The 13,194-nt window shown below is 61.2% G+C and carries 15 protein-coding genes; 14 read left to right on the forward strand and 1 reads right to left on the reverse strand.

All coding sequences use genetic code 11. The features are described from left to right. Window positions 1–239 precede the first annotated feature (239 nt). From sS8_RS15140 to modC, 3 genes are all read left to right on the forward strand, one after another. Complete coding sequence (locus tag sS8_RS15140) at window positions 240–668, forward strand: TOBE domain-containing protein (protein WP_119630339.1); 429 nt, start codon at window positions 240–242, stop codon at window positions 666–668. A gap of 181 nt (window positions 669–849) precedes the next feature. After that, window positions 850–1,542, forward strand: coding sequence for a molybdate ABC transporter permease subunit (gene modB, locus sS8_RS15150; RefSeq protein ID WP_119630341.1), 693 nt, complete (start codon window positions 850–852; stop codon window positions 1,540–1,542). Window positions 1,543–1,552: 10 nt separating this feature from the next. Then, window positions 1,553–2,659: a molybdenum ABC transporter ATP-binding protein gene (gene modC / locus sS8_RS15155; RefSeq protein WP_119630342.1), complete on the forward strand. Its 1,107-nt coding sequence runs from the start codon at window positions 1,553–1,555 to the stop codon at window positions 2,657–2,659. 396 nt (window positions 2,660–3,055) lie between these two features. On the opposite strand, the gene tnpA is transcribed toward modC, so the two are convergent. Further along, complete coding sequence (gene tnpA, locus sS8_RS15165) at window positions 3,056–3,469, reverse strand: IS200/IS605 family transposase (protein WP_119627968.1); 414 nt, start codon at window positions 3,467–3,469, stop codon at window positions 3,056–3,058. 15 nt (window positions 3,470–3,484) lie between these two features. Here tnpA and sS8_RS15170 point away from each other — a divergent pair, with 15 nt between their 5' ends. From sS8_RS15170 to sS8_RS15220, 11 genes are all read left to right on the forward strand, one after another. Beyond that, the gene (locus sS8_RS15170; RefSeq protein WP_197716536.1) at window positions 3,485–4,711 is read left to right on the forward strand and encodes an RNA-guided endonuclease InsQ/TnpB family protein; all 1,227 of its coding nucleotides are present in this window, start codon (window positions 3,485–3,487) and stop codon (window positions 4,709–4,711) included. A 183-nt stretch (window positions 4,712–4,894) separates the two neighbouring features. Next, window positions 4,895–5,740, forward strand: coding sequence for a M15 family metallopeptidase (locus tag sS8_RS15175; RefSeq protein WP_119630344.1), 846 nt, complete (start codon window positions 4,895–4,897; stop codon window positions 5,738–5,740). An 11-nt stretch (window positions 5,741–5,751) separates the two neighbouring features. Then, window positions 5,752–6,201, forward strand: a complete 450-nt coding sequence (locus tag sS8_RS15180; protein WP_119630345.1) for a hypothetical protein — start codon at window positions 5,752–5,754, stop codon at window positions 6,199–6,201. A gap of 357 nt (window positions 6,202–6,558) precedes the next feature. Beyond that, window positions 6,559–6,816 carry an ArsR/SmtB family transcription factor gene (locus sS8_RS15185; protein WP_456299283.1) on the forward strand — a complete coding sequence of 86 codons (258 nt, stop codon included), beginning with the start codon at window positions 6,559–6,561 and terminating at the stop codon, window positions 6,814–6,816. After that, window positions 6,813–7,241, forward strand: coding sequence for an ArsI/CadI family heavy metal resistance metalloenzyme (locus tag sS8_RS15190; protein ID WP_119630347.1), 429 nt, complete (start codon window positions 6,813–6,815; stop codon window positions 7,239–7,241). Before sS8_RS15185 ends, sS8_RS15190 begins: the two co-directional genes overlap by 4 nt. An 11-nt stretch (window positions 7,242–7,252) precedes the next feature. Beyond that, window positions 7,253–7,744, forward strand: coding sequence for an arsenate reductase ArsC (locus sS8_RS15195; RefSeq protein ID WP_119630348.1), 492 nt, complete (start codon window positions 7,253–7,255; stop codon window positions 7,742–7,744). A 171-nt stretch (window positions 7,745–7,915) separates the two neighbouring features. Then, the gene (gene arsB / locus sS8_RS15200) at window positions 7,916–9,079 is read left to right on the forward strand and encodes an ACR3 family arsenite efflux transporter (protein ID WP_456299268.1); all 1,164 of its coding nucleotides are present in this window, start codon (window positions 7,916–7,918) and stop codon (window positions 9,077–9,079) included. 46 nt (window positions 9,080–9,125) lie between these two features. Beyond that, window positions 9,126–9,662 carry an aspartate carbamoyltransferase gene (locus sS8_RS15205; protein WP_119632821.1) on the forward strand — a complete coding sequence of 179 codons (537 nt, stop codon included), beginning with the start codon at window positions 9,126–9,128 and terminating at the stop codon, window positions 9,660–9,662. 261 nt (window positions 9,663–9,923) lie between these two features. After that, window positions 9,924–10,343: a hypothetical protein gene (locus tag sS8_RS15210; protein WP_232020327.1), complete on the forward strand. Its 420-nt coding sequence runs from the start codon at window positions 9,924–9,926 to the stop codon at window positions 10,341–10,343. A gap of 82 nt (window positions 10,344–10,425) precedes the next feature. Beyond that, window positions 10,426–10,977 carry an NADPH-dependent FMN reductase gene (locus sS8_RS15215; protein ID WP_119632822.1) on the forward strand — a complete coding sequence of 184 codons (552 nt, stop codon included), beginning with the start codon at window positions 10,426–10,428 and terminating at the stop codon, window positions 10,975–10,977. A 417-nt stretch (window positions 10,978–11,394) separates the two neighbouring features. Further along, entirely contained in the window at window positions 11,395–13,080 is a 1,686-nt protein-coding gene (locus tag sS8_RS15220) for an FAD-dependent oxidoreductase (RefSeq protein ID WP_119630350.1), read from the forward strand. Window positions 13,081–13,194 lie beyond the last annotated feature (114 nt).

Consider the following 13,194-nt stretch of genomic DNA (forward strand, 5'->3'; position numbering starts at 1 on the left):
GCTTTACTTTCTTGACCATGAGTAATAACAAGGCCGAAACCGGAACTGCCGTTTTTCGGGACGGAAAGACCCGCCCCGCCCCGCTCGCCGCATGGATGGGGTACGACACGAACTTCCACCGGCGGGAATCGTTGGGACACCCTCAAGCCACAGGAGGAAGAACACCGCCGCTTTACGTCACTGAACGACAACACATTAACCTGGAATTCCAACTTCAATTTTTATTGGGGACATCGAATATGAAAGCAAGTGCACGCAATCAACTCGTCGGCAAAGTCACCGACATCCGTATCGGCGCAGTCACCGTGGAAGTGACCGTCGGCCTCAAGGGCGGAGGCACCATCGTATCCGCCATCACCAAGGAATCGGCCGACGCGCTCGGCGTCAAGAAAGGCGACGACGTGATCGCCCTGATCAAGGCTCCGTCGATCACGATCGTCAAGGATTTCGGCGGCTATCGCCTGTCCGCGCGCAACCAGCTGAAAGGGACGGTCAAACGCATTCAAACCGGTGCGGTAAACTCGGAGGTCATCGTTGAACTATCGGGGGGCGACTCGGTAGCGGCCATCATCACCAACGAAAGCGTGGAATCGATGGGGCTGTGCGAAGGCGATACCGCCTGCGCCGTGGTCAAGGCCGGCTCGATCATACTCGGGGTTAAAGCCTAAGAAGCCGGCGTCCGGGGTATCGGCTTTCCGTCCCGAAACCGGAAACGGTTGATTTTCGAGCGGAAAGCCGCCCCGTTCGCCGTATTGATCTGGCCTCTGCGCCGCTGCGAACGCCGGTCGTCCGCAACGGCATCGTCCCGAATCCGAATACAAAGTCTTTTTTCATGCCGGCAAATCAATCATGGAACTGACAGCGGAAGAGTGGTCCGCGCTGTCGCTGTCGCTCAAGGTCAGTCTCTGGTGCGTCGCAGCGGTCATTCCCCCCGGCGTGCTGCTGGGATGGCTGCTCGCCCGCCGTCAGTTCCGCGGGAAATCCGTGGTCGAAGCCATCGTGCACATGCCCATGGTATTGCCCCCGGTCGTGACCGGCTACGTTCTGCTGCTCACTTTCGGACGCAACGGCTGGCTGGGCCAATGGCTGGACGCCTGGTTCGGCATCCGCCTGGCGTTTACCTGGAAAGGCGCGGTGATCGCTTCGGCGGTGATGAGTTTCCCGCTCATGGTGCGCGCGGTGCGGCTTTCCATGAGCCTGATCGAATCGCGGCTGGAACAGGCCGCCAGCACGCTGGGCGCAAGTCCGTTGCAAGTCTTTTTTACCGTAACCCTGCCCCTGGCCGCCCCCGGCATCGTCACCGGGGCGATACTCAGCTTCGCGCGCAGCCTCGGCGAGTTCGGCGCCACCATTACCTTTGTCGGCAATATCGAAAACGAAACCCGCACCTTGCCGCTAGCCTTATATACTTATACCCAAACGCCGGGCACCGAGGAACCGGCCATGCGCCTGGTGCTGATCTCCATGGCCGCGGCATTCGCCGCCCTGATCGGGAGCGAAGTGCTGACCCGGCGCGCCGAACGGCGGCTGAGCGGTGAATAAGAGTTATCGCATGCTATCCCTCGACATCGAACTGCGGCGCCATGCCTTCGACCTGGTCGCGCAACTGGAACTGAACGGCAGCGTCACCGGCCTGTTCGGTCCCTCGGGCTCGGGCAAGAGCTCGCTGCTCGGGATCATCGCCGGGCTGGTCCGGCCACAGCGGGGACGCCTGGTGCTCGACGGCGAAACGCTCTACGACGGCGCGAGCGGCGTCTACCTACCGCCGCACCGGCGCCGGATCGGCCTGGTGTTTCAGGACAGCCAGCTGTTCCCGCATTACTCGGTCAAAGGCAATCTGCTCTACGGCTTCAAGCAGACCCCTCCGAACCAGCGCCGCTTCCGCTTCGACGACATCGTCGATCTCTTGGGACTGGGTCCCTTGCTCAACGCTCATCCGCGCAAAATCTCCGGCGGCGAAAAACAGCGGGTGGCTCTGGGCCGTTCCCTGCTCGCCTCGCCGCGGCTGCTGCTGCTGGACGAACCGCTGGCGTCCCTGGATCAGGGACTAAAAGCGCAAATTCTGCCGTTCCTGCAAAGGATCCGGGACGAATTGCAGCTGCCCATGATTTACGTGTCCCATGCCTTGTCGGAAATCCTGCATCTGACCGACCAGCTGGTGCTGATCAAACAAGGCCGCATCCGCGCCGCCGGCGCGCTGCAGGACATCCTGCAAAATCCGCAAACGGATCACGCCGCCCCGCTGGGATTGGACAACACCCTTCCGGTAACCATCGAATCCCACGACGTCGAAGGCGGTTGCACGCTGGCCCGCTTCCGCGACCTCCGTCTGGCTCTGCCGCTGCGCGAGCAGCTGACGATCGGCCAAGTCGCTTACGTTTCGATACAGCGCGGCGAGGTGGCCTTGTGCCGCCAGGCCGTGCCCGGCTTGTCCATTCAGAACCAGGTGCCGGGACGAATCATCAGGATCGAACCGTATGGCGAAAGCGTGGCGGTGCGGATCGACGCCGGAGCGCCCCTGGTCGCGGAAATCACGCCGCGCGCCTGTCGGGAGCTGGACCTGAAAGAAGGCGAAGCCGTTTACTGCCTGATCAAGACGCGTTCGTTTTCCTATCTCATCGAGCAAACGCGGGGCGATTTCAAATTGTCCGGGGCGTGACGGACGGAGCGCCCCATCAGCAGGATCTGCGCTATGCCGATTATCGATCGGGCCGTGACGCACCCCATTACCCACAAGTCCTTTACCTATGGAAGCCCGGCCAGTCGCGCCGCTCCAAGTGCTTGATTTTCGACTTGCGCCAGAGGGCCATCGCCTTGAATCGGAACCTTGGTGTGGCAGGCAACAAATTGATTTAAAAGCTGTAAAAAGATGCGGGTAATGGGGTGGGCCGTAACGCCATGGAGTCCTGCCGGCGCGACAAGCCGGCGCTACACCGCCAAATCCGCCCCCGACTTGGCGGCAAGCGGCTATACCTTGACCCGGTGCGTGACAAGCCCCACCGTTCAGGGCGGGGAAGGATAGCGCGGACGGCGGAGCCGTCCTTGTCTTTGGGTTTCAGTGTGGGGTTTGCTGCTGCTCGATGTACTGGCGCACGATGGAAATCGGCGCGCCGCCGCAGCTTGAAGCGAAATAGGACGGCGACCACAGCACGCCTTTCCAGTAGCGCTTCTGGATGTCGGGCCGTTCCTTCCGCAGCAGGCGACTGGAGACGCCTTTGAGGCTGTTCACGAGATTGGAGACAGCCACCTTGGGCGGGTATTCCACAAGCAGGTGAACGTGATCGTCCTCGCCGTCCATCTCGATCAGTTGCGCCTCGAAGTCGGCGCAGACCTTGGCGAAGATCGTGCGCAGCCGGTTGATGGCGTCGCCATCGAATACCCTGCGGCGATACTTCGCCACAAAGACCAAGTGGACGTGCATTTTGAAAACGCATTGCCGTCCATGCCTTATATCGTTGTCATTGTTCATAGACCAAACTATACTATGCGCATGCAACGCCTCAAAGCCTTCACATTCGAACTACGCCCGACCGGCGAGCAGCAGCGCCGGATGCGCCGCTTCGCCGGCTCGTGCCGGTTCGTCTACAACAAGGCGCTGGCGTTGCAGAAAGAGCGCTACGAGCGCGGAGAGAAGAAGCTGGGCTACGCCGGGCTATGCAAGCTGCTCACCGAGTGGCGCAACAGCGATGAAACGGCGTGGTTGGCGGATGCGCCAGTGCATCCGCTGCAACAGACTCTCAAGGATTTGGAGCGGGCCTACAGCAACTTCTTCGCCAAGCGGGCCGACTTTCCACGTTTCAAGAAGAAAGGCCAGCGCGACAGCTTCCGCTACCCCGACCCGAAACAGATCAAGCTCGATCAGGGCAACAGTCGCATCTTCCTGCCCAAGCTCGGCCGGCTGCGCTATCGCAATAGCCGGGATGTGCTGGGTACGGTGAAGAACGTCACCGTCAGCCTGTCGGGCGGTAAGTGGTTCGTGTCGATCCAGACCGAGCGCGAGGTCGAGCAGCCCATCCCGCAGGGTGGCGCGGTCGGCATCGACATGGGGCTGGCCCGGTTCGCCACGCTCTCGGATGGCACGTTCTACGCGCCGCTCAACAGCTTCAAGCGGCATGAGACACGCTTGCGCAAGGCACAGCAAGCCCTCTCCCGCAAAGTGAAGTTCAGCAACAACCGGAAGAAGGCGAAAGCCCGCGTCCAGCGCATTCATTCCCGCATCGGCAACGCCCGCCGCGACTTCCTGCACAAGACCTCGACCGCGATCAGCCAAAACCACGCGATGGTGTGTATCGAGGATTTGCAGGTACGGAACATGTCCAGGTCAGCGGCAGGTACTACCGAACAACCGGGACGAAACGTTCGGGCCAAGTCCGGCCTGAACAAGTCCATCCTCGATCAAGGCTGGTTCGAGTTCCGCCGCCAACTGGATTACAAGCTGGCGTGGCAAGGCAGCTGGCTGGTTGCAGTGCCGCCACAGAACACGAGCCGTACCTGTCCGTGCTGCGGCCATGTGTCTGCCGACAACCGGCAGACGCAAGCCCGATTTGCGTGTGTGGAATGTGGCTTCGAGGAAAACGCCGAGGTGGTCGGCGCGATCAATGTGCTAAGGGCGGGACACGCCCGGTTCGCCTGTGAAGTGAGCGATGCAGTAGGGTCGCCAGCAGCAGGAACCCACCGAAGCGACTCAGGGGCGGCTCAATGCCGCCCCTGAGCGCCGTAGGAATCTCCGGCCTTCAGGCCGGGGAGGATGTCAACAAGAATCTCTCTTACCGTACGCAGCGGGATAGCAGTAGGAGGACATTTACATCCAGTGCCAGATCAAAACGGAATTTTTGCTGGACCTGGAGATTTGTGCAAACGCTTCAATTAAGGCAGATGGGGGGACAACATATTTATGTCGTTACAAATTGTTGCATCGGTCGGCGCGGCAGGCCGGAATCGTCGAGCAGACGTAGAAATCGTTCAGCGTCTGCTTATCCAGAATGGCATGAATCCCGGGCCGGTTGATGGGATTTGCGGGCTACGCACTACGCGCGCCATCCTCGATTTTCAGGCAGGCTTCCTCGCCCGCCCCGACGGGCGTGTTGATCCAAATGGAACGACCTGGCGGCATCTCGCAGGTACGGCGCGGCCCGGCACATCCACACAACGTCCGGCGCAACCGGCCGCGGCGCCCGCATCTTCAATCACTCCGGCTCAAAACCTGATCGCGAGAGTGCCGAGACCTTTGCGTGAATCGATCAATCATGGCTTGACCCCTGTGTCGCCGTCCTACATGGTCCAACAACTCGGGCAGCCGCGAGAGTCGTATTCTTCATCTTGCCAGCCGATGACGAATCCTACTTTGCGCCGTCACGTGGTCACGCAATCGGTCGGACGATTCAACGTAACCGGGCTTCGTCCCGCCGTCGAAAGCCTGCGTACCGCGCTTGCCCATGTGCAGCGTGAGCAGCCGGCCGTTTATGCCGCGCTCGGTACGGCAGGCATGCTCTGTTGCCGCCTCGTGCGCGGGTCGGCTACCGCCGTCTCCAACCACTCGTGGGGCACGGCCATCGACTTCACTTTGAATGGCGTACTCGACCGGCGTGGCGATGGTCAGGTGCAAGTCGGGCTAACGCTGATAGCTTCCATCATGAACCAATATGGCTGGTATTGGGGAGCCGCATTTCGCACTGAAGATGCTATGCATTTTGAAGCAAGCCGATCGCTTATTGCTCAATGGGCTACCCAACTTCGCTAGGGCATGGGCTTATGAAACTATCGACCTTCTCGACAGCGGGAATTCTGCTCTTCAGCCTCGCTATTCAAGCGGCGGCGTCCGGCAGATGTGTCTTCAACGTCCCCTATGGCTGGGATCATAATTCCACGCGATGGGACGGGGAATGCCGCGAGGGATATGCCGATGGGCTCGGCGTCTTGAAGGAATTCCGCGACGGGACGGCCAAGCGTTTCTTCTTTGGCCGTATGAAGGATGGTAATTTGGATTTCGGCGTGATCGACCAACCCGAAGGCTACATGGCAGGGCGATTCGCCCAAGGGCATCTTGAACCTTCCGAGGATCGCCAAAACTTCATCAGCGCCTTTGATGAAGCGGAAAAAGCGGCCACCCGGGCGGCAACCCGTTTCAGAGAAGCCGGAAACGCAGCTTCTGCGAGATTCTACGAGACGAAAGCCAAGGAACTGCGCGAGCAGATGGATTAACGCGTTTTCCGGTCTTGTGTAGCGTTCAGTTCCACAGAAGCTGAGATCCGGACGGTAGGGCCGGGACAAGTCCAAATCGCTTTCGATAAGGCATTCGATTTGTAGGGTGGGTTAGGTGCGCCCGCCCGAACCTTTCGAAGCTCGGCGGTTCCGGCGCGCACCCTAACCCACCGTGCGGAGATTGGGAACGAGAGAAGAGAATGCACGCCTCCGCAAATACCAATTGAGTATCGCCTTGAACAAAAGCCGGTTGCATATATTTTATATTTCTATAATATTTGAACTATAGAAATTAAATCAGTCGTCACCGCCCTCGCAGCGCTTGCTCAAGAATCCCGCCTGGCCATCTTCCGCCTGCTGGCACAAACCGGGCCGGAAGGCCTGTCCGCCGGAAAAATCGGCGAAACGCTGGGCATTCCGCCCTCGTCGCTGTCCTTCCACATGAAGGAACTCGCCCATGCCGGTCTCGTTTCCTCCCGGCAGGAAAGCCGTTACGTCATTTATTCGGCCAACTTCCGGACCATGAACGAGCTGCTCGGTTTTCTGACCGAAAACTGCTGCGGGGGCAAACCCTGCACACCTACCGACCTTCCCGAACAGGAGCATTCGTCATGAAAAGATTCCATGTCCATATCGCCGTCGACGATCTCGAAAAGAACATCCGCTTTTACAGCGCCTTGTTCCAAACCGAGCCCAGCGTCCGGAAAGACGATTATGCCAAGTGGATGCTGGACGATCCCCGCATCAACTTCGCCATTTCCGCGCGGGGAAGCCGGCTCGGCCTGGATCACCTGGGGCTCCAGGTCGAATCCGGCGAGGAACTGGAAGCGGTCAACCGCGGCCTGAGCGACGCCGCCCTGCCGGTCGAGGCGCAAAAACAGGCCGCTTGCTGCTACGCCCAGTCCGACAAATACTGGACGGTCGATCCCCAAGGCATCGCCTGGGAGGCCTTTCACTCGTTGAGCAGCATCCCCACGTTCGGCAAGGACACGGCCATACAGATCAAAGCCGCCTCGAGCTGCTGCAGCCCTTCGAAATAAGGAATCCATCCGTGAACCCGCCTCCGCTGAACGTTCTCGTACTCTGCACCGGCAATTCCTGCCGCAGCATCCTGGGTGAGGCCCTGATCAACCACTTAGGGCAGGGCCGGCTCCGCGCCTTCAGCGCCGGCAGCCATCCGACCGGCCGGGTCAACCCGAACGCCGTGGCGACGCTGGCGCGCCATGGCCTGCCGACCGAAGGCTATGCCAGCAAATCCTGGGACGCGCTTGAGGGTACGCCGATCGACATCTTCATCACGGTGTGCGATTCGGCCGCCGGGGAAGCTTGTCCGGTTTACCTGGGACCGGCCGTTCGCGGACACTGGGGCTTGCCGGACCCGGCCCAAGTCACCGGCAGTCCCGAGACCATCGAAGCCGCTTTCGAAGCGACTTACACGGCGCTCGAAAAGCGCATCCGCCGGCTGCTGGCGCTGCCGGTGGAAACGATGTCCCGGCCGGAACTGGCCGAGGCGCTGAATCGGATCGGCACGGAACCTCTTTAAGGAAGCTCTGAATAAGCCCTCTCCCTCTGGGAGAGGGTTGGGTGAGGGCCTGTTGGATCAATCAGCGAGAGATGATGGGCACGGCCTGTCGGCCTTTGCCCATCCTACGAAATTGAAGTCGTATCCCAAGCGTCGGAATCCGGTTGATAAGGATCAAGTGAAACTACCGCCATGAACAAACAGAAATCGCGGAATAAACCCCGAAGCGCCCACCCCTCCGATCGCGGGCCGGGCGAAAAATCCAAGGGCATGAGCCTGTTCGAGCGCTATCTGACGGTCTGGGTATTCCTCTGCATCGTCGCCGGCATCGGTCTCGGGCACCTTTTCCCCGAAGCGTTTCAGACGGTGGGAAGGTTGGAGGTTGCACAGATCAACCTGCCGGTTGCGGTGCTGATCTGGCTGATGATTATCCCGATGCTGATCAAGGTGGACCTCAAGGCGCTGAAAGGCGTAGCGCAGCACTGGCGCGGAGTGGGCGTCACCCTGTTCGTCAACTGGGGCGTGAAACCGTTTTCCATGGCGCTCCTGGGCTGGCTTTTCATTGGCCAGTTGTTCCGGCCCTGGCTGCCGGCCGATCAGATCGATGCCTACATCGCCGGGCTGATCCTCCTGGCCGCCGCGCCGTGCACGGCCATGGTGTTCGTCTGGAGTCATTTGTCCCGCGGCGAGCCGCATTACACCCTGACCCAGGTGGCGCTCAACGACGTCATCATGATCTTCGCCTTCGCGCCCATCGTCGGCTTGCTGCTGGGACTGTCGGCCATCACCGTGCCCTGGGACACTTTGCTCCTTTCGGTGATGCTGTATATCGTCGTGCCCCTGATCCTGGCCAATATCCTGCGCATGGCGGTTCTGCGCCAGAGGGACGGATACGCCCGTCTGGACCGGCTGCTGAAACCGCTGCAGCCCATCTCGCTGACCGCCCTCCTGGCCACCCTGGTGCTGCTGTTCGGTTTCCAGGGCGAGCAAATCCTGACTCAGCCGATGGTGATCCTGCTCCTGGCCGTGCCCATCCTGATCCAGGTGTTTTTCAACTCGGGACTGGCTTATCTCCTGAACCGCGCCGTGCGCTCCCCCCATTGCGTGGCGGGTCCCTCGGCGCTGATCGGCGCCAGCAACTTCTTCGAGCTGGCCGTGGCGACCGCCATCGCCCTGTTCGGCTTCGAGTCCGGCGCGGCCCTGGCGACCGTGGTGGGCGTCCTGATCGAAGTGCCGGTGATGCTGCTCGCGGTCGGCGTGGTCAACCGCAGCCGCGCCTGGTACGAGCGCCGCACGGGCGTGCCGAGCTACGAAGAATGCTGTCCGGCGAGCGCTCATCTTAACGCCGGGCGCTGATACCCGGCCTTTTATTTTGTTCAACGCCTTGAAAGGAGAACGTGTCATGCAGAACTGCAATCAACGCCTCCGGGCCTTGGCCGGAATTGTCCTCGCCCTCGGGCTGCCCGCGACGGCGCCGGCACAGACGGCGAGTCCGGAACGGATCGAGGAAGTCGCCAAACGCGGGGCCGAAGTCATGCCTTTCGACCTCAAGCAAACCCAGCACATTTTCACCAAGACCGAAACGGGCGGAGTGCAGCAGGTCGTGGTTCGGGACCCCGCCGATGCCGGACAGATCGAACTCATCCGGCAGCACCTCACCAAGATTTCCCAGGACTTCGCCCGCGGCGATTTTTCCGACCCGGCGCGCATCCACGGCGAGGACATGCCGGGCCTCGCCGAGTTGAGGAGCGCCCCGTCCGGAAAATTCGGGGTGGAATACCGCGAGCTGCCGAACGGCGCCGAGATCGCTTATTCGTCCGAAGATCCGGCCCTGATCGCCGCCGTTCACCGCTGGTTCGACGCCCAGATCACCGAACACGGCCACGATGCCGTGCCGGGACATCCGCACGGCGCAATGCACCGCATGCACAAGAACTAGCCTGGATCGGTAGGCTGGTTCGGGACCCGAAACCCGGCATTTCCGCGTGCTTGCCGGGATTCTTTCGTCATCCGGCCTATCTTGTCCCGCCTGTCACGGAAACCGCCATTGCGCGCAGGTTTGGTTTCCAAGGCCATCCCCCTTGCGCCGGGTAACGCCGCGCTTTGCCCGGCACGAAAAATCCTTATCCGGACTCGTGGTCAGATTCGCTCATTCGGCTGTCTAATGGACTGTTAACGTCACCCTAATCGAGGATGCATCATGAGCCATCAGGATCCAGGCAATCAGTCGCGGGATTTCTCGCAAATGACGGAATTCGGTATCTTTTATCCGCTCGGCTATCTCGTGGTCGCATTACCGAAAGAGGAAGATGCGCGGCAGGTGCAGCGCGATCTCATGACCGGCGGGTACGATGAAGCGGATTGCCAGCTTTTTACGTGTGAAGAAGTGGTGGCCGCCGCTCGGCGCAATCTCGCGGAGAATACGGGCTTTCTGGCGCGTTTGGGCTGGGCCGACGAGGCTGTGAAAGCCCATCTGGATGCGGCCAGGCAAGGCTCGGCGTTCCTGCTGATCTATGCGCCCGGCGATACCGAGACGGCACGCGCGCTAAACGTCATCCGCCGCGTACCGTTCGACTTCGCGCACCGCTACCACCGCTTCGCGATCGAAGAACTGAAGTGATCGGCCCTTACCCGGAACGGCCTTACCGCGCTTAGTTCCTTCTGCCTATAAGAGTCCAATAGAGTCGATGAAGGAGATCATCATGAGCGGATATCAGATTGCAGTCATCGTCGGCAGCCTTCGCAAGGAGTCGTTCAACCGAAAACTGGCCGATGCCGTTGTCAAGCTGGCACCTCCGGAATTCTCGTTCAGGCAGGTACAAATCGGCGACTTGCCGCTCTACAACCAGGACGACGACGCGGATCCGGCCGAACCGGTCAAGCGGCTCAAGAACGAGATCAGGGCCGCCCAAGGACTGCTGTTCGTCACACCCGAATACAACCGGTCGATTCCCGGGGTGCTCAAGAACGCCATCGACCATGCATCGCGCCCCTATGGCCAAAACGCCTGGGCGGGCAAGCCCGCCGGCGTGTTGGGCGCATCAATCGGCACCATCGGCACGGCCATAGCACAACAGCATTTGCGCAATGTTCTCGCCTACCTGGATGTGCCGGCACTGGGGCAACCGGAAGCGTTCATTCAAGTCCGGGAAGGTCTGTTCGATGAAGGCGGAAATATCGGCGCAGCGAGCAAGGGTTTTCTGCAAGACTGGATGGACCGGTATGTAGCCTGGGTGAAGAAACACGCTGACTGATGCATGAACCCCGTATCGCGAGCAAAACACGCTTGCGATCTTCGTTGTGGGCGACGGAGAACGTCCCCGCCGGGCATCGGCCGCATCGGCAATAGTCCGAGAGCCTCCGAACGAACCCTGGCCTGCGACGACGGGACGTTCTCTGACGCGAAATTCCTTCCAGCCGATGGCCTAGACGGTGAAGGGGGAGAACCCGTGGCCGCGCGGCGCAGGGCACGGCGAAACCTTCCCTGATCGTCGGACAGGCTGCCGCACCTGAAACGGCGCGCGCCCCAGCCGCCGAAGCGACGGCTTCATCGCTGCCGTTCCGGCCCGGGCGGTGTGCTCTCCATGCTGCGAACGCTACAATGAGCGCTGCACCTCGGGCTTTCCCTCGTGAATGCCATGGCAACTTCTGATTCGCCCCGGAGATTTTTCATGAACACCCCGAATAGACGCATCCTCATCATCGGCGGCGTGGCCGGCGGCGCCACCTGCGCGGCGCGGGCGCGCCGGCTCTGCGAGACCTGCGAGATTCTCGTGTTCGAGCGCGGACCGCATGTGTCTTTCGCGAATTGCGGCCTGCCCTATTTCGTGGGCGACGTGATCGAGTCGGAAACCAAGCTGCTGGTGGCCAGTCCCGACGTTTTCACGCACCGTTTCAACATCGGCGTACACACCGAAACCGAGGTCACCCGCATCGATAGGCACGCCCGGACGATCGAGATGCGCGATCTCAAAACCGGCGCAATGCGACAAGAGCCTTATGATGCGCTGGTCCTCGCGACCGGCGCCAAACCCGTACGTCCGCCTTTGCCCGGAATCGACCTGCCCGGCATTCACGTGCTGCGTACCATTCCCGACAGCCGGAAGATCAAGGCAGCGGCGGCCAATGCCTCGCGCGCGCTGCTCGTGGGCGGCGGATTCATAGGCCTCGAAATGGCCGAGAATCTGGTCGGCCTGGGGCTCGAGGTCACATTGCTGGAACTGGCCGATCAGGTGTTGCCGCCGCTGGATCCCGAAATGGCGGCCTATGCCGCCGAACGGCTGAAATCCCGCGGCGTCAGCCTGAGGCTGGGCGAAGGCGTCGCGGCATTCGAAAGACACCCGGAACGCGGCTTGAACGTGCTGACATCCAAGGGCGAAACGATTGCCGCCGATCTGGTCATCCTCGGCATCGGCGTGCGCCCGGAATCGGCACTCGCGGCCGACGCCGGCCTGGAACTGGGCGCCCTCGGCGGCATTCGCGTCGATGAATACATGCGCACCAGCGATCCCGCCATCTGGGCCGTGGGCGACGTGGTCGAAGTGAAAAATCGCGTCACCGGGGAATGGCAGCTCGTTCCCTTGGCAGGCCCCGCCAACCGCCAGGGGCGTGTCGCGGCCACCGCCATTCTGCATCATTTCTCGTACGGCGACGACGGTACGCCGCCTCCCCTGAAATTCGAGGGCGTGCTCGGAACCGCCGTGTGTGAAGTGTTCGGTCTCACCATCGCGTGTACCGGCGCCAACGAAAAACAGCTTCGGCGGGCCGGGATGAATTACCAAGAAATCTTTCTGCATCCCGGCCACCATGTGAGCTATTTCCCGGGCGCCAAGCCGATCCACATGAAACTGCTGTTCTCCGAGACCGACGGCCGGATTCTCGGCGCCCAGGCCGTGGGCGAACTCGACGTGGCGCGGCGCATCGATGTCATCGCCACGGCCATGATGCAGGGAGCTTCGGTGTTCGACCTGGAGGACCTGGAGCTTTGCTACGCCCCCCAGTTCGGCGCCGCCAAGGACCCCGTCAACCTCGCCGGCATGATCGCCGCCAACCATCTGCGCAGGGATTTGCCCCTGGCGGATTGGGAAGAACTCGCGACCACCCCTGCCCTGCTGGTGGACGTTCGAAGCGAAACCGAGTTTGCCGGCGGCCACATCCCGAACGCACGAAACCTGCCTCTCGAAACCCTGCGCGATCGCCTTCACGAGCTTCCACAGGACCGCGAAATCTGGCTGATCTGCGGCGTCGGACAACGAGCTTATTACGCATTCCGGCTGTTGATGCAGAACGGCCTTCAGGTCAAGGTGCTTTCGGGCGGCATGCAGACTTATCAGGCACGGATGCACGCGGGCGGCTGAATCGACGGAAATGATGGCTGCCGATCGCGGGCTAAAGGCCGCTCCCACAAACCGTAAACCAATCCGACAGCCGCTCTAGAGCCTCATTGACGGGGAACCCTCCAACTTTCCGAT

It is taken from the genome of Methylocaldum marinum (assembly GCF_003584645.1).
GTDB lineage: Bacteria > Pseudomonadota > Gammaproteobacteria > Methylococcales > Methylococcaceae > Methylocaldum > Methylocaldum marinum.